The sequence below is a fragment of the Vallitaleaceae bacterium 9-2 genome, assembly GCA_038396585.1.
Taxonomy (GTDB): Bacteria; Bacillota; Clostridia; order Lachnospirales; family Vallitaleaceae; genus UBA1351.
In genome coordinates this window covers 3,002,998-3,020,571 of record CP121691.1, presented here as the reverse complement: position 1 = coordinate 3,020,571, position 17,574 = coordinate 3,002,998, and the positions used below count along the sequence as shown (strand labels likewise).

13 protein-coding genes are annotated in these 17,574 nt (G+C 37.5%); 12 read left to right on the top strand and 1 reads right to left on the bottom strand.

From position 1 onward, the window contains the following. Positions 1-11 precede the first annotated feature (11 nt). The gene (gene rlmH / locus QBE53_13925) at positions 12-470 is read left to right on the top strand and encodes a 23S rRNA (pseudouridine(1915)-N(3))-methyltransferase RlmH (protein ID WZL80884.1); all 459 of its coding nucleotides are present in this window, start codon (positions 12-14) and stop codon (positions 468-470) included. Here rlmH and QBE53_13920 read toward each other — a convergent pair. Then, a complete protein-coding gene (locus tag QBE53_13920; protein WZL80883.1) occupies positions 461-871 on the bottom strand; it encodes a 23S rRNA (pseudouridine(1915)-N(3))-methyltransferase RlmH in 411 nt (136 codons plus the stop codon). The two genes, rlmH and QBE53_13920, sit on opposite strands and share 10 nt — an antisense overlap. 124 nt (positions 872-995) lie before the next feature. Here QBE53_13920 and QBE53_13915 point away from each other — a divergent pair, with 124 nt between their 5' ends. The 11 genes from QBE53_13915 (at position 996) to QBE53_13865 (ending at position 17,500) form a co-directional block, all read left to right on the top strand. After that, entirely contained in the window at positions 996-2,045 is a 1,050-nt protein-coding gene (locus tag QBE53_13915) for a substrate-binding domain-containing protein (protein WZL80882.1), read from the top strand. Beyond that, on the top strand, positions 2,029-3,492 hold the full coding sequence (locus QBE53_13910; protein ID WZL80881.1) for a histidine kinase: 1,464 nt from the start codon (positions 2,029-2,031) through the stop codon (positions 3,490-3,492). The genes QBE53_13915 and QBE53_13910 overlap by 17 nt, the downstream gene beginning before the upstream one ends. Beyond that, complete coding sequence (locus QBE53_13905) at positions 3,485-5,080, top strand: response regulator (GenBank protein ID WZL80880.1); 1,596 nt, start codon at positions 3,485-3,487, stop codon at positions 5,078-5,080. Before QBE53_13910 ends, QBE53_13905 begins: the two co-directional genes overlap by 8 nt. A gap of 11 nt (positions 5,081-5,091) precedes the next feature. Continuing rightward, a complete protein-coding gene (locus tag QBE53_13900; protein ID WZL80879.1) occupies positions 5,092-6,138 on the top strand; it encodes a substrate-binding domain-containing protein in 1,047 nt (348 codons plus the stop codon). 91 nt (positions 6,139-6,229) lie between these two features. Continuing rightward, positions 6,230-8,863: a putative glycoside hydrolase gene (locus tag QBE53_13895; GenBank protein WZL80878.1), complete on the top strand. Its 2,634-nt coding sequence runs from the start codon at positions 6,230-6,232 to the stop codon at positions 8,861-8,863. A 22-nt stretch (positions 8,864-8,885) separates the two neighbouring features. Continuing rightward, positions 8,886-9,782 carry an MBL fold metallo-hydrolase gene (locus QBE53_13890; GenBank protein ID WZL80877.1) on the top strand — a complete coding sequence of 299 codons (897 nt, stop codon included), beginning with the start codon at positions 8,886-8,888 and terminating at the stop codon, positions 9,780-9,782. Positions 9,783-9,995: 213 nt separating this feature from the next. Next, positions 9,996-11,189: a sugar ABC transporter substrate-binding protein gene (chvE, locus tag QBE53_13885; GenBank protein WZL80876.1), complete on the top strand. Its 1,194-nt coding sequence runs from the start codon at positions 9,996-9,998 to the stop codon at positions 11,187-11,189. An 85-nt stretch (positions 11,190-11,274) separates the two neighbouring features. Then, positions 11,275-12,795 carry a sugar ABC transporter ATP-binding protein gene (gene gguA, locus QBE53_13880; protein WZL80875.1) on the top strand — a complete coding sequence of 507 codons (1,521 nt, stop codon included), beginning with the start codon at positions 11,275-11,277 and terminating at the stop codon, positions 12,793-12,795. A 12-nt stretch (positions 12,796-12,807) separates the two neighbouring features. Beyond that, complete coding sequence (gene gguB, locus QBE53_13875) at positions 12,808-13,986, top strand: sugar ABC transporter permease (GenBank protein ID WZL80874.1); 1,179 nt, start codon at positions 12,808-12,810, stop codon at positions 13,984-13,986. A 110-nt stretch (positions 13,987-14,096) separates the two neighbouring features. Continuing rightward, entirely contained in the window at positions 14,097-14,879 is a 783-nt protein-coding gene (locus tag QBE53_13870) for a formate/nitrite transporter family protein (GenBank protein ID WZL80873.1), read from the top strand. A gap of 50 nt (positions 14,880-14,929) precedes the next feature. Continuing rightward, entirely contained in the window at positions 14,930-17,500 is a 2,571-nt protein-coding gene (locus tag QBE53_13865) for a PEP/pyruvate-binding domain-containing protein (protein WZL80872.1), read from the top strand. The last annotated feature ends 74 nt before the right edge of the window (positions 17,501-17,574 follow it).

Below are 17,574 nucleotides of genomic sequence, written 5' to 3'. Positions count from 1 at the left end.
AAGAGGTTTGTGTGGAAATAGTAATTGTATGTGTAGGCAAAATCAAGGAAAAATACCTGGTGACTGGGATTGAACATTATATACGAGAGATTAAAAAGACGATACCCGTATCCATTATTCAGATGGATGATGAAAAGGCACCGGAAAATCTATCCGTTGCAATGGAAGAACAGGTCAAAGACCATGAGGGTGAAAAGCTGTTACGTGTGATCAAAGACGATATGTATGTTATTACCTTAGAGATATTAGGAAAAGAAGTGACAACAGATGCTTTTATAAAAGTTATAAAAAAAGCCGGTCAAACCAATAAAGACAGAATTTGCTTTGTTATTGGCGGGTCATTGGGACTCAGTGAAGCGGTGTTAAAACGCTCCAATACAGCGATTTCTTTTTCAAAGATGACGTTTCCGCATCAATTGATGCGCTTGATTCTTGTTCAAAAAATAGCGGAAATAAGAGATTACTTGTGATAAGCTTGGTTTAAGTTGATTCTATATGCTCGATAGATTTGTTCAAATAAAAGGGTGAGGATAACACCAGGTTCATTAACTAACGCCGAGAGTGCGATATGGGCGTTACACTGGTTTAAGATAGCATCGGAGGGATTAATAATAAGGGTGAGGCGAGAGTGCCCGCTAATTCCAAGTTGGGATAAGTAGTGAGCAAAATCAACGGAGGTATAGGTGGAAGTATCCACGGATATACCGATGATATAGGCAGATGCAGCCATTTTTTTGGCAATAGCGGCATCAGAAGAACACGAAATCAGTTGGATTTTGCAGTAGCGCTGCAGGCGTTTGTGATATTCTTTGATGGCATTAGAATAAAAAGAGGGTAGTTTTTTTTCCTGATGGATAATTGTAAAATTCATAGGCATCTCCTAATATATAAATATAGCTTTTATATCATACCATAAAAAAATGCTAATATCGATTAATTTTGTTATACGATAACATGATAGAATAGAAGAAGTGCTTGAATAAAGGAGCGGATCTATGTTAACTAAAATCAAAAATAAACATATATTCTTTTGGGTCATGGGCATATTGATGGTTTCACTTAGTATGGCTTTATTTGCTGGATTTTATATATCTTATCAGTTAACCAAATCATCAACAGATGAATATTATTGGGGAGAAAATGAAAGCGCAACGTATCATGTAATGATTCTTTTGGATGGGGCGAATCAAGCCTATAGTGAAGAGTTCATACGTGGTGTTGATGCAAAGAGTGAAAAGTACCGTGTGGCAACGGAGATTATCTCTATCGAAGGGGCAAACTATCGGGACCAGCTTTTAGAAAACATGCAATTAGCCTTATATAATCAGGTCGATGGTTTAATTATCCATGCATATTATGATGCAGAGGTGATTGCCATGATTAACAAGTTGTCATCGGAGGGTATTGCGGTAATTACGATGAATGAAGATTTGCCAGCGAGTCAGCGAATTACATACGTCGGAGTTAATCGTTATACAATTGGTGAGATTGCGGCACAAGCGATGATAAAATCTGTAGGTACTTCTGGGAAAATAGCCGTTATTGAACCTAGAAGTTATGAAGAATATCCGGATATTGATGACAGCCTTTTGGTTTTAGGATTTAAAGATATTCTAAAGAAGTATCCAGATATTTCCCTAGAACATGTTCTATATACAGAAGAAGGGGTTCTAAGCGCTGAAATTATAGCAACGAATTTAATGAAAACAAATCCAGACATCAACGGTATTTTTTGTACAAATACATCCAACACATTAGGTGTCGTACAGGTACTTGTGGATAATAATCTTGTCAGTCAAGTGAGCCTTATTGGATATGGAGATGAGGTAGAGATTCTTGAAAGTATTAAAAAAGGAAATATAATCGAAGCATCTATTGTAACAGATTATCGCGACATTGGAGAAAAAGTTATTGATGCTTTTTATGAGTATAAGACCAGTGCGTTTGTCAGTAATTACTTTAACACATCCATTCAGGTGATTGAGCAAAGCAATGTGGATACGATTTTGCGAGAAAAGAGTGAAGAAAATGCCAAAACTCAGTAAATTCGGTTCAATCAAAAATAATATGATGATGTACTCATTAGGCATTATCCTTTTAATGGCTCTATTAAGTATGTATTCTCTAAGTATTATGGAACGATACAAAGGAGAAATTCAAGGAATGTTTGAAAAACATATTTATCTTTCACAGGTAGAATCAAGAATGAATAGCCTTGATGCAGATTTGCTTGGTTTTTTGACATCAAAAAGTTCAACACGATTAAATAATTACTTGATAGGTGTCGATCAGTTGCAAGAGGATATAGGTCAAGTTGATGAGCCAATATATAATGAAGAAGACTTGATGATGAAAAATATTGTTCGCCTTATTGAAGCGTATCTTAATGAAAGCAACGAAGCCATTGGATACAAACGGCTTCGAAATGTAGAAAAATATTACGAACATTATGAATATAGTGTACGCATCAAGGGACATATTTTTGACTATATAGATCAACTTAACAACATGCAACTTAATCGAAATTCAAAGTCTTATCTTGACTTGGTGAATCAAATTCGATTGCTTCAATCCATTACATACATTATAGTGATTATTCTTGTTTTATTAGCGTTTACGGTCGTCTATTACATTACAGCACGTATGGTTCGTCCAATCACCCACTTGTCAGAGGCGGCAGAAGAAATTGCAAAAGGAAATTTTCAGACAGATGATGTTCATGTGGATTCTGAAGACGAGTTCCTACTGCTGGCGGCTGCATTTAATAAGATGAAAAATAGTATTAGTGAATATGTGGATGAAATGAAAAAACAAGCAGAAACAGAAGCAAAACTTAAAGATGAGCAGCTAAAAAATGTTAAAATGGAACATCTATTAGACAATGCTAGGCTATATGCGCTTCAATCACAAATTAATCCACATTTTATGTTTAATACGATTAATGCAGGTGTACAGTTGTCTATCCTTGAACGTGCACCTAAGACCGGAGATTTTTTGGAGACCATGTCACGACTTTTTCGATATAATATACAAAAAATGGACACCCATTGTACATTGGAAGAAGAGATTAATAATATTAAGGATTACTATGAACTTCTTAAGGTCCGTTTTGGCAAGCGTATACAATTTGAGTTTGACATTGATTTAGATGCTGTGCATGTCAAAGTTCCGCAGTTGATTTTACAGCCTCTCGTTGAAAATGCCTATATTCATGGACTTAGCGGTCTCGAAGAGGGAGGACAAATTCGAGTTGAAGTCCATAAAAAAATAGAATATGTTGAAATTCTTGTTCAAGATACAGGGGTTGGAATGTCTAAGGAAAAACTTGAGGATATTTTTTCGAATAACTCAGGAATCGGCATTAAAAATGTGCGTGACCGACTTGAATTATTTTACCATCAACAGGAACTGTTTTTTATTGAGAGCGCATTAGGAAAAGGTGTCAAGATAACATTAAAAATCCCGCTGAATATGGAGGGTGTCGATGTATAAAATACTGATTGCAGATGATGAACCGATTGTATTAGAAGGAATTAAGTTTATTATTGAAGAAAATTTTTCGGATATAGAGATTGTAGCAACTGCTAGCTCTGGACGCGAAGCGATTGAAGCGAGCAATCGAGTAAGCCCGGATATTATTTTGATGGATATAAAAATGCCCGGCATTAATGGAATTGAGGCGATAGAGACCATTAAAAAACGCTATCCAAGCATTCGTTTTGTGATTGTCTCTGCTTATGAACAGTTTGAATATGCAAAGCAAGCCGTAGAGCTTGGAGTCAGCGAATATATCCTTAAACCCATTAATCAAGAAAAACTTCTCAATGTTTTGGAGAAGCTGACCCAAGAGATTGATGAGGAGCGAAAGCAACAAGCGGTTGAAATTGAAAATAGAGAAAAATTAGAAAAAATCATACCTGTCCTTGAGCATGGATTTGTATATTCCTTGTTGCTAAACACCGATTATCGTGAAGAATTGGTCCGTTATGAGGAGCTGTTTACGATTAATCAAGATTATGGTTATGTCATGATTTTTGAGTTTGGTGAAAAAGACGACGATGATAAAATAGGCAACAGAATTGGAGCAGGGGTCAAAGGGCAAACATTTTACCCAAAAGTTCAAAACAAAATCAAATACAAGTGCAAATCGATTGTTGGTCCCTTAGTGATTAACCGTATGGTTGTCATTGTATTAGAAGATGAAACCGATAACGAATATCAACAGCGTATTAAAGCGATTCATTTGGCACAAACCATCATAGATAGTGTGCGTGATGATGTAGATAGTCATATTTGTGTGGGGATTGGCTCGTGTTATCGACTAGATAAGATTAGAAATTCACTGGAAGAAGCCAACCAAGCTCTTTCAAGAAATGCCAACGAAGAGATTTTACATGTGAATGATATCTTTGCGCATGAAGGCAGTGAAAAAGAATATACCTACGTTGATATAAAAGAAGATGAAAACTATATCGTGCAATTGATGGAAAGTGGTAACGAGGAACTTGTCGCAAAAGAAGTTCAAGATTTTTTGGGGAAAATCCGCGTGAAGTTTCAAAATGATTTGGGGGATATTGTAAGCATTGCAATGGAATTAATGGTTATGGTGTTAAGCGCATCTTACAAAAACAATTTGAATGAAGCCAAAGTTGGGTACTCAACATACCTAACAGAGATTCGCAGAATGGAAAGTTTTTCAGAGCTTGTACATTGGTGTGTAGGAAAGATTCAGTATATTACACGCTTACTTCAAGAAACCCATGTACAACATATTTCAGATATTGTCATGTCAGCAAAAAACTATATCGACCAACATTATAATGAAGAGATTGGACTTAATGATATTTCAAAGGAGGTGGCCGTAAGCCCGCAGTATTTTAGCAAAATTTTTAAAGAAGAAATAGGCGTTACTTTTGTAGAATATGTTCGTTCAAAACGAATTGATGTAGCGAAGGAGATGCTAAAAACCAACAAATATTCTGTCAAAGAAATTTGTTATGAGATTGGTTATAATGATCCGAACTATTTTAGCCGATTATTTAAAAAGCTTGTAGGAGTAACACCAACAGATTACAAGTAAGGTGGGGTAAGATGAAAATTAAAGAAAAAAAGACACAGATATTCATCATCATTTTAAGTGTGGTTATTGTGGGAACACTTGGGATAGTGTTTTACAAAAATCACCAAGATAAAGTTCGAGCAGATAAAGAAAATATTACCATAGGTTACCTTTCGGACAATCTTGTTATTGAACGGTGGCAACGAGACCAAGAAATATTTCGTGCGAACGCAACCAAACAAGGGGCTCAAGTATTGGTCTATAATGCCAATGAAAATAATGAGACGCAAATTCAGCAGATTGAGTTAATGATTGAAAAAAAAGTAGATGTATTAGTGATTGTGCCATATGATCGTGATGGCTTGTCAGATGTTATTGAAAAAGCGAGAGAAGCTGGCATTAAAGTTATCGCCTATGATCGATTGATACGCAATACAAACATTGATGCGTATATTTCCTTTGACAATGTAAAAGTCGGAGAGCTTATGGCTAGAGAACTCGTGGATAAGGTGCCTAAAGGCAATTATGTCATTATTAACGGATCGCCCGATGATAACAACTCATATATGTTTAATGAAGGATATATGAATGTCTTAACACCTGAAATTGAAAAAGGTAACATCAATATTCTTGCTGAGATCTATGCCGAAGATTGGCGTGAAGAACCGGCTTATGATTTGATTAATCGCTTGCTCGATGAAAATCAAGAGATTGATGCTATTATTGGCGCGAATGATCGCCTGGCAGAGGCTGCAATTCGAGCCCTTGCAGAGGAAGGGCTGGCTGGGAAGGTTTACGTAGCAGGACATGATGCAGACATATCTGCATGCCAGCGCATTGTTGAAGGCACGCAGCATATGACAGTTTATAAACCGATTCGAACGTTGGCACAATCAGCAGTTGAACTGGCGATTGAGTTTGCAAAAGGGGAAAAACCTGTTTTTGAGCGGACTATATATAATGGAGAAGGCAATATCCCTTATATTCAACTCGATGTACTTTCAGTTACAAAAGAAACGCTAGATGAAACCGTGATAGAGGATGGCTTTCATCTAAGAGAAGACGTCTATCGGGAATAGAAAAAACATATTGATTTTCATAGTATATATGTTAGACTAAATAAGACAAGCAACTTAGACAATGACAAAAGAATGGCGAAGAGGATGTATAATGAAAAAAATTTATTCGATGATGGTATTAGTTTTAATTAGTATTTTTTTTGTAGCATGCAGTAACACTTCGGATAGCGATGATCCTGCGACGTCTCAGACACAAGCAGAGCAGAGTGATCAAGTCGCAAACCAAGATGAGGGTACGCAAGAAGACAGTCAAAATTCAGAGCCTGAACCAGAACCGGAGCCTGAACCGGAACCAACTGAAGAAGAAATCTTGGCATTAGCTGTAGAAAAACAGCAAGAGCAAGATGCTAAGAATAAAGCGAATGATGGTTTATACTACGTTCCGCTTCCAGAAATTCAATCCATTGAAGATCTTAACCCAGAGTTAAAAACTGTAAAAGCAAAAGCGCTTTATGTAACAAGCAATATTGCAGGATTTAATTTTGATGAAGAAGATATTAAACTCTATGCCGATCATATTCGATATATGGCGGGTGAGACAACAGAAGCAATAGATCAAGCACGTCTTAGCGATGTGAACCGTCTTGAAGAGATTTTAGGCATTTGTATGGCGACAGAAATCAATGCCCTTGTTATTGATGTCAAAAATGATCATGGACATGTTGGGTGGAAAAGTGATATTCAACTTGTGCAAGACATTGACAGCCATAAGAATGCACCAATGAAAGACTATGAGCGTTTACTAACATATATGGATGAACAAGATATCTATAGTATAGCACGTGTTGTTGCTTTTAAAGATCCATACTATGCTGAGGTTGTTCCAGAGCATACGATTCAGTTAAATGCTGGAGGAACATATCGTGATAAAAATGGAACAGCATGGGTGAATCCTTTTGATCCGGTGGTATGGGATTATGTCGTTGCGGTGTCTAAAGAAGCTGCACTTCGTGGATTTAAGGAAATCCAGTATGACTATGTGCGTTTTCCGGACAATGCAGCAAAATACAATCCTATTACACATTTTCCAGAGCGCAATCTTAGAGACAAAGACGAAGGGATTGAAGATTTTCTAAAATATGCAAACAATGCACTAGAACCTTACAATGTTCATATATCTGTGGATGTATTTGCTCAAGCAAGTCGTTCATGGGATGATCATCCAGAAGATATAGGTCAAACTTGGCGTAAGATGGCAAACCTTTCAGATTATATATGTCCGATGATTTATCCAAGTCACTATGGAGAAAATGTCTATGGTTTTGCAGTGCCGGACCAGCATCCTTATGATGTGGTACGGATTGCACTCCAAGAAGCGATTGAACGTAATAGTGCCCAAAAAACACCGGGAATTATTCGACCATGGATTCAAGGTTTTACAGCAGGATGGATTCCAGGCAATATTAACTATGATGCGAATACAATTGCCAAACAAATCATTGCAGCTACAGAACTTGGTATTGATGAATATATTATTTGGGATGCGGGTAATACGTATGATCCGATGATATTCTTCTACCATGACCAAGTCGGTGAAGCCTTTCCAAAAGAAGGACAAGATATGGTGGGACGAACAGCTGAACAAGCCCTTGATCGTTATCTAACAGCAGAGCGTTATGATCGAAAAAGTCAGGTTTATCTTTTGACGCCAAAACAAATGCGTGAAGAAGACTATGATGATTTTGCGGAAGCTTTAGATACATCTAAAATAAAAGTTGAATCTTTTGACATTCTCAGTGTTGAGAAAGTGGATGATGAAAACTATACAGCCAAAGTAGATGTGACCTATAGTTCTACATCAGGTAATGCTGAACTGGTGGGCGCCCAATATAAAATCATCATGGAAGATGGTGTGTTTAAAATTGTCCGTCCAAAGTTAGAGTGGGTGAATCCGGAAGATTTTCCGTTAGGTTTGGTTCCAAATGAAATGGGTCGTGTTATGGTACTGATGTACCATAACATCGGTTCAGAGGAAGCGACATGGACGCGAACACCGGAGAATTTTAAAAAAGACCTTAACACACTTTATGAAAAAGGGTATCGTCCTATTAGTTTAAAAGACTATGCGTCGGGTAATATTACAACACAAGCAGGATATACGCCGGTCGTTATAACAGTGGATGATACCAATAAAAACAATTTTTTCTATACGGAAGATGGTGAAATTGCTCCGGATTCCTTTGTGGGCATTTTTATGGATTTTCACAAAGCGCATCCGGATTTTCCATTAGAAGCAACTTTTTTTGCAGATGGTCCGACGGTATTTGATGAACCGGAACTAGAGAAACAAAAAGTAGATACCGTGATTGAAGCTGGTATGGATATAAGTAACCATACATTAGCCCATGCAAGTTTAAGAAAGCTTGATTCTCTAGGGATTCAAGAAGCTATTGGTCAGCAAGCGGCAGATCTTGAAAAGTTGATTGGAATAAAAGACTATAAGGTCAATACATTAGCGCTTCCTTATGGAGAACGGCCATCGGATGACGTGCTGGAAAAATTATTGTTAGCTGGAACACATGAAGATCAAACGTATGAAAATATTGCAGTATTAAATGTAGGGTGGAATCCCGCCTATTCACCTCATGATGAGCGATTTAGCGCTTTAAGTATTCCTAGGATTCGGGCCAGTGAAATGAATGTCGATAATGTGGGTATGTATAATTACATAGAATACTTTGATAAAAATCCGGGGCAGCGTTTTATCAGTGATGGAAAGCCCTGATACTAAAAATAAGGAGTTTTGAATGGACGTAAAAAAAATAAAAGGTAATACATATATCATTGATACAGGCATGTCCTATTTGGCTTTTTATAAAATCAATGAAACAGAGATCATCATGATTGATACAGGGTGGCCCGATGAATTGGAGGGAATCATTCAAGTATTTGAAACCCATCACTTAAAACCGGTGGCAATTATAGGAACCCATGCTCATGCAGATCACATAGGTAATAATGCAAAACTTAAAGAAAAGTATGGATGTGTCATCGCTATGCCAAAAGAAGAGGCGAATAACTGTAGCTCCCTTATGAACTTAAAGATGTATTATAATACCCAAACTCAGTCATTATCAGATATCAAAGCGCATTATGGGTATATGGTTTGTGAGACGGATATCCATTTGTTTAAAGAACAGCAAAGTGTGTATTTAAATGGGGTGAAGTTTAAGTTGTTTCCAGCGCCTGGTCATAGTATGGCATTAACCTGTGTGATTACACCAGATGATGTCGCTTATCTAGCGGATGCATTGATATCTAAGGAAGTCATGGAAGGGTATAAGTTGCCATTTTCTTTTGTTCTTGAACAAGACCTTCAAAGCAAACAAGCCTTGAAAAATCTAAAGTGCTCTTATTATATTGTGACCCATAAAAAGGTATATCAAGACATCAGTGGTTTAATTGAACAAAACATTGATTTTTATAAGACAAAGGCAGAAAATGTATATGGTCTAATTACAAAGGATATGACCATGGAAGATATATTAAAGGCAGTTGTAAAGGCTTATGATATACATATATCCACGGTTTATAAATATAACGTCGTATTTCGAATGTTACGTTGTTATGTGGAATATCTTCATGAGACCGGTCGAATTAAGCAGATTGTTGATGATGGGTTTGTAAAATATGCGCGTTGTTAGAAAAAGCGTAAAGTCTAGTTAGCACAAATTTAGTATTAAAAAAATACAGATAGCAATTCAAAAATTATTGAAGAGATTAAAATAGTCATGGCATTTAAGAGACACAGTCATGGTTATATAGTCTCTTTTTTTTTATAATGAACTTAACAGTGTTAGACGTTGTGCTCAACACTGGGGGAACATAACAATCTATATGATAAGTGGAGGTAGAATATGAAAAAATTAGTATCTGTATTACTTGCGTTAACACTTGTACTTAGTGTACTTGCATTTGTAGGCTGTGGAAGTGATGAGCCACAAGACACAGACACAGATTCCAACATGACGGATGAGTCACAAGACATGACAGATGATACAGCAGACGATACGATGGAACAAGAAGATTCCTCAGACGGTAGCGTTGATATCGGTATTGTATTACCAACAAAAGAAGAACCAAGATGGGTACAAGATGAAGCGAGATTTTTAGCAGCGATTGAAAAAACAAACTATAATGTAGAAGTACTTTTTAGCCAAGGGGATTCAGCCAAAGAAAAACAAAATGTTGAAACATTAATCGCTAAAGGAATTAAAGTGTTGATTCTTACACCACAAGATGGAGATGCGGCAGCAGCAGCGGTTCAAGCGGCAAAAGAAGAAGGGATTACTGTAATTTCTTATGACCGTTTAGTAACCAATACAGAGGCGGTTGACTATTACATTACATTTAACTCTGTAAATGTTGGGGAAGCACAAGGTCAATATTTATTAGATCAATTAGAAGATGGAACAACTGGCAATGCATTATACTTATATGCAGGTGCGGCAACAGATAATAATGCCTTTTTATTCTTTGAAGGTGCATGGAATAAATTGCAACCAAAAATTGCTGATGGAACATTTGAAGTTATGAACTCAACCAAAGCAGTTGAATACAAAGACAAAGCAATGTTAACACGTGAAGAAATGGGCGAAATAATTGAACAAGTTACAACAGACTGGAAACCAGAAGTAGCTTTATCTAAAGCCCAATCACACATAACTGCAGCACCTCCAACAGGAAAAACATATATTTTAGCACCAAACGATGGAACAGCACGTTCAATCTATGACCAATTTGCAAAAGAAGATGGTGTTGAAATTTATATTACAGGACAAGATGCTGAGATTCCTTCAGTACAATATGTTATTGACGGAAAACAAAGCATGACGGTACTTAAAGACGTTAGAGACCTTGTAAACGGTGCAATTTTAACAGCAACAGAAGTTTTAGAAGGCAATGCAATTAAAACAAACGGTGAGTATGACAATGGCGCAACCGTTGTACCAGCAATGGATATTCCTGTAATTACAGTAACACAAGATAATGTTGCAGATACAATTATCGGATCAGGATATTATGATTCTTCTGAATTTAGTGGATTATAAGAAATCGTAGAATTTGATAGTAGTAGTGGTGGGCTTTGGCCCATCACTATTATAAATTTTGATTGTAGTTGATAGGAGCTTGTGTATGGCAAATATATTAGAAATGCGAAATATAACCAAAGAATTTCCAGGGGTAAAAGCTTTGGATAATGTTAATTTTGCAGTGGAAAAAGGTGAAATCCATTGTTTGGTTGGGGAAAATGGAGCAGGAAAATCAACATTAATGAAAGTGCTTAGTGGAGTGTATCCTTTCGGAGATTATTCAGGGGATATATTGTACGAAGATGAAGTGCAAAAGTTTGCAAACATTAGTGATAGTGAAAAAAAAGGAATCGCCATTATTTATCAGGAGTTGGCTTTGATTCCTGACTTATCCGTATATGAAAATATTTTTATGGGTCATGAAATCCATAAAAAAGGAATTATTCGTTGGAATGCGACGCGGGCAGAGGCGTCAAAAATGTTGGAAAAAGTCAAAGTGAAAAATGTGCATCCGGCGACAAAAATTATTGACCTAGGTGTTGGCGTACAACAACTTGTTGAGATAGCAAAAGCGCTTAGCAAAGATGTCAAACTGTTAATTCTTGATGAACCGACAGCAGCGCTTAATGAAGACGATAGTGAGAATTTATTGGAGTTACTCAAAGATCTAAAACAACAAGGGATAACTTCTATAATGATTTCCCATAAATTAAAAGAAGTTATTGCTGTGGCAGACACAGTCACGGTATTACGTGATGGAAAAACAATCTGTTCATTAAGTGCAGATAAAGGTGAAGTTAATGAACGTGATATTATTAAATATATGGTTGGACGCGAGATTAATGATATTTTTCCTAAACGCGATGAAAAAAACATTGGAGATGTTCAGCTGGAAGTCAAACAATGGTCAGCCTTTGACCGTAAATTAGGACGTCATGTAGTTAAAAAAGCGGATTTTAAGGTGCGTAAAGGTGAAATTGTAGGTATTGCTGGGCTGATGGGGGCTGGACGTACAGAATTTGCCCACAGTTTATTTGGCAATTCAAAAAACTATCTCATAACCGGTGATATGTATATCAAAGGACAGCAGGTGAAGCTAACTCAACCTAAACAAGCGATTAATCATGGTTTGGCTTATGTATCAGAAGATAGAAAAGGCAATGGCCTTATCTTGATGCAAGATATTAAGCAAAACATTACCGTCGCAAATCTAAAAGCGATTTCTAAAGCAACAGTTGTGAATAAGCGTAGTGAGATTCAAATTGCAGAAAAGTATCGTGAATCCATGAACATAAAAACCCCGTCCATTGAACAAAAAGTTCGTAATTTAAGTGGAGGAAACCAACAAAAAGTAGCACTGGCTAAGTGGTTGTTTGTTGAGCCCAACATTTTAATCCTTGATGAACCAACTCGAGGAATTGATGTGGGAGCAAAATATGAGATATATACCATTATGAATGAACTTGTTGCTCAAGGTCTAAGCGTTATAATGATTTCTTCTGAATTGCCGGAAGTACTTGGCATGAGTGATCGAATATATGTTATGGCTGAAGGCCGTTTGACAGGTGAGTTGGATATTACGGAAGCTTCACAAGAAAAAATCATGGAAATGGCAACGGTTTAGGAGGATTAGAATATGTTAAATACGATTACACAAGCAATTAAAGAGAATATACGCGATTATGGTATGTATATTGCATTAGGATTTATTATGCTTATTTTTACACGTTTGACAGACGGGTTATTCTTAACCCCAAGAGTGTTGTCGGATCTTATTGATATGACAGGTTATATTGCAGTATTGTCAGTTGGTGTGACTTTGGTTATCATTATTCAACACATAGATTTATCTATAGGCTATGTGTGTGGATTTCTTGGGGCTGTTGCAGCCATACTTACATCCACATATGGTTTACCCATTTGGCTTGTTATTATTATTACAATGCTTGGTGGAGCCATTATCATCGGCGGGTGGACAGGAACACTTGTTGCCAATCTTAAAGTACCTGCATTTGTAGCGACACTTGCAGCAATGACTATGTTTCGTGGGATGCTTATTCGTGTGACCAACAGTGCAACGATTTTTACGGCAAACGATAGCTTTAATGCAATTGGAAACGGATATATTCCAGATATTGCCAACATAGAAGGACTTCATGTCTTAACAATTATTATTGGTGTGGTTGGTTTACTAGTCTTTGCGACAATGGCTACTATCTCACGAAGAAAACAACAGGCATATAATTTGCATGTTGCTCCATTGCCGGCGTTTATAGCAAAACTACTTATTGTAGCAGCAGTTGTTATGTTCTTTATTTGGAAGTTGGCAAGCTTTAAAGGCTTATCATGGACAGCTGTTATTGTGGCCATCGTTGTGCTTGTCTATAGCTTCATTACCAATAACACAACCCTTGGACGCCATATATATGCAGTCGGAGGAAATCCCGAAGCAGCAGCGTTATCAGGGATTAATGTAAAGTTTGTAACCTATATTGTCTTTGCTTCGATGGGGCTGATGGCGGGGCTATCAGGTATCTTGTTTACGGCAAGGCTTCAATCAGCAACGCCAACAGCAGGAATGGGATTTGAACTTGACGCTATCGCTGGAGCATTTGTTGGTGGAACAGCAACGACCGGAGGTATTGGGAAGGTAACAGGATCAATTATTGGTGCTCTTGTTATGATGTCCTTAACAAAAGGAATGGACCTCATGAATGTAGGTGTATCTTATCAATATATTATCCGTGGACTTGTTCTTGTAGCAGCAGTTGTCTTTGATGTGAAGACACGTAATATGCATAGTAAAAAAGCCTAGTCGGCAAAAAAAAATAGAGATTTTACTCAAATCAGTGATTTGTCATCAAAAGATGACGGATTGCTGATTTTTTGGTATAATGTATGCAAAAAACAATGAAGAGGTATGTCATGGCAAAAATCTATTCAGGTCCAAAAGCGTTGACGGAATATATATTGACACAAAGTAAAGCAAAATCAAATAAACGGTTTATAATTTTATTGATTCAAGGTATTTTAGCAGGAATGTATATTGCTATAGGTGCAATTGGGTATTTTAAAGTGGCAGCATCTGTTAATGATCCCGGCTTAGGTGCTTTTTTAGGAGCCTTGGTTTTCCCGCTGGGAATCATCGCCATTTTGTTGATGCAGGCAGAGTTATTTACCAGTGACAGCATGGTAATGATTGCAGTCTATGATCGACGAACAAATTTTAGTAAAACCCTTAGAATACTTAGCCTTATTTTATTTGCTAATTTAATTGGGGCGGTGTTTATTGCAGAATTATCCATCGGTGCACAAATCTTTAACGAAGAAACATTACAGTTGTTTTTTGAAAAAGCCTTGCACAAGGTACACATGACTCCGGGCGAATTATTGATGAGCAGTATTTTGTGTAATATAATTGTTTCTACCAGTGTGTGTCTAGCCTATAGCTGTAGAGAAGAGATTGCAAAAGTTGTTGTTGTCTGGCTGGGGATTACTGTGTTTGTTCTTAGTGGAACAGAACACGTGGTTGCAAATATGTATTATCTATTTGTAGCCTATTTTGCTGGCGGGAATATTACGATGGGGCAAATCAGTTATAATTTGTTGCTGGTTGCCATAGGTAACTTTATTGGAGGCGGTATCATTGTCTCGGGGATTAATTATATGTTGGCCTATCGGGACATAGATCGCCACAAGATGCACTAAAGTGGTATACTAGATGTATGTAGAACATTAAAAGTATAGGAGGCGATGGAATGGGTGCACGCGTTAAAACAGGTATTCTTGGCTTAGATACAGCAATTGATGGGTTGCGCATCGGAGATAATGTGGTATGGCAAGTCGATACATTTTCTAGCTATCAACGTGTCGTTAAAGCCTTTGTGGATCAAGCCATTGAGGACAAGCGTAGGCTTGTTTATGTTCGTTTTGGTTCGCACCCTCCATTGATTAAAGAAGGCATAGCAAAAGTTAAACGCTATACAGTGGATCCTGAGCGTGGCTTTGAAAGCTTTGCAACGGATGTCTATCGAATCATTGAAAAAGAAGGCAAGGAGACGTTTTACGTTTTTGATGTACTAACGGAACTGTTGGAAAATTGGTATTCAGATTTGATGATTGGGAACTTTTTTCATGTAACGTGCCCCTTTCTCTATGAACTGGATACAGTTGCCTATTTTGGGCTTATTCGCAATGTCCATACGTTTACAACCATTGCGACCATTAGAGAGACAACTCAACTGCTTTTAGATGCCTATCAAGTTGAGGCGCAGTTTTATGTGCATCCGCTAAAAGTATGGAAGCGCTATTCTCCGACAATGTTTTTCCCGCATCATGTGGATGGGGAAAAGGTGGTGCCTATAACCTCTAGTGCTGAAGCATCCATGATTTTTTCAACCATTCCTTTTGGTGGAGAGCGCTTGGATTATTGGGACACAATCTTTAACGAAGCAAGACAGCATCTTAAAGATTCGCCTCAAGATAAGCAGGCACTTCGTAACCACCTCATGGCAAAAATTATTGGACAAGACTCTAGAATGCTTCAGTTGTGCCAGCGCTATATGCGCCTTGAAGATATATTGGAGATTCAATCAAGGACTATCGGAACAGGATATATTGGCGGGAAAAGTGTAGGGATGCTCTTGGCACGTAAAATTATCGAAAAAGAATGTGCACCGGAAGTGATCAGACAATTAGAGTCTCATGATTCGTTTTACCTTGGATCAGATGTATTTTATACATATATTGTACAAAATGGATGGTGGCAGCTTCGAACCCAACAAAAAACAGATGAATTTTACTATAGCTATGGAAAAGAGCTAAAGCAAAAGTTAATGCACGGAGAGTTTCCGGATAATATCAAAGAGAAGTTTACCCAGTTACTTGAATACTTTGGGCAATCACCGATCATTCTTCGCTCCAGCTCCCTACAAGAAGATAACTTTGGTAATGCATTTGCGGGAAAATACGAAAGTGTTTTTTGCGCAAATCAAGGGACAAGGGAAGAACGTTTTGACGCCTTTATGGATGCGGTACGTCGAGTATATGCCAGTGCAATGAATGAAAGTGCTTTGGTATATAGAAAAACACGGGGATTATATCGTGAAGATGAGCAGATGGCGATTTTGATTCAGCGAGTATCAGGGGATTTTTATGGGGATTATTTTTTCCCTCATGTTGCCGGCGTTGGACATTCAACGAATCTCTATGTGTGGAACAAGGATATGGATATTCATGCGGGCATGCTAAGGATTGTCTTTGGTTTGGGAACGCGAGCTGTTGACCGTATTGAAGGAGATTATGCAAAGATTGTCTCTCTAGATCAACCGGATAAAATGAGTCCGATGAACTATGAAGACGAAAAAAAATATTCTCAGCATTATGTAGATTTGTTATCTGTCTCAGAAAACAAATTGATGACGGTTCCTATGGAATCGTTACAAACCATGGACTTTAGAACGAAGAGCGCATTGTTTTTTCGAGTCGATCAACAGGTGCGGCGTCGGATTCGAGAATCCGGTTTGAAAAATATTCCAGAGCCCTATATCTTGGATTTAAAGCAGTTGTTTCATCAAACACGTTTTGCGATGACGATGCAACATATGATGACGGTCATAGAAGATGTCTATAATTATCCGGTGGATATTGAATTTACTGCGAATTTTAATCAGGCGACAGACTATCAGATTAATATTGTTCAATGTCGACCGCTACAGACAAAAGTTATTGGAGAACCTGTGGCAATGCCTAAAATGGTTCAAGATCAGTCCTGTTTATTTCAAAGTATAGGTAATTTTATGGGAGGTAATGTCTATCTTCCGATTGCATGGGTAATTTACATAGATCCGGATAAATATTTAGCTCTATCCCAGCAAGACAAATACCAGGTCGCAAGAGTGATTGGTAAACTCAATACAGCTTTAAAAGAAGAGGTTGTCATGTTGATGGGCCCTGGACGCTGGGGAACAACAACGCCATCTCTGGGAGTTCCGGTTAAGTTTCAGGACATATGTTATATGGATGTTTTGTGTGAGATGGCTATCGAAGGACTTATGCCGGAGTTATCCTATGGAAGTCATTTTTTTCAAGATATTGTTGAGTCAGACATTTTTTATTGCGCATTATTTGATGGAATGAAAGGTGTCAAGGTTAATCTTGCATTAATCAACAGTGAAAAGAATCAGCGTCTTTCTCGGTTTATCGAGGATGAGGCATGGGCAGAAGTGATTAAAGTTGTTGAATTTGAGAGCTTAGAGTTATATTCTGATATTCAGACACAACAGCTGATTTGCTGCAAAAAAAATAACGAAATTTGCAATTTTGATTGACAAATCCATTCATATTGATACAATAAAAAGGTAACACGTTAAAGGTATAAACAATAGGACAAGTAAGTGGAGGC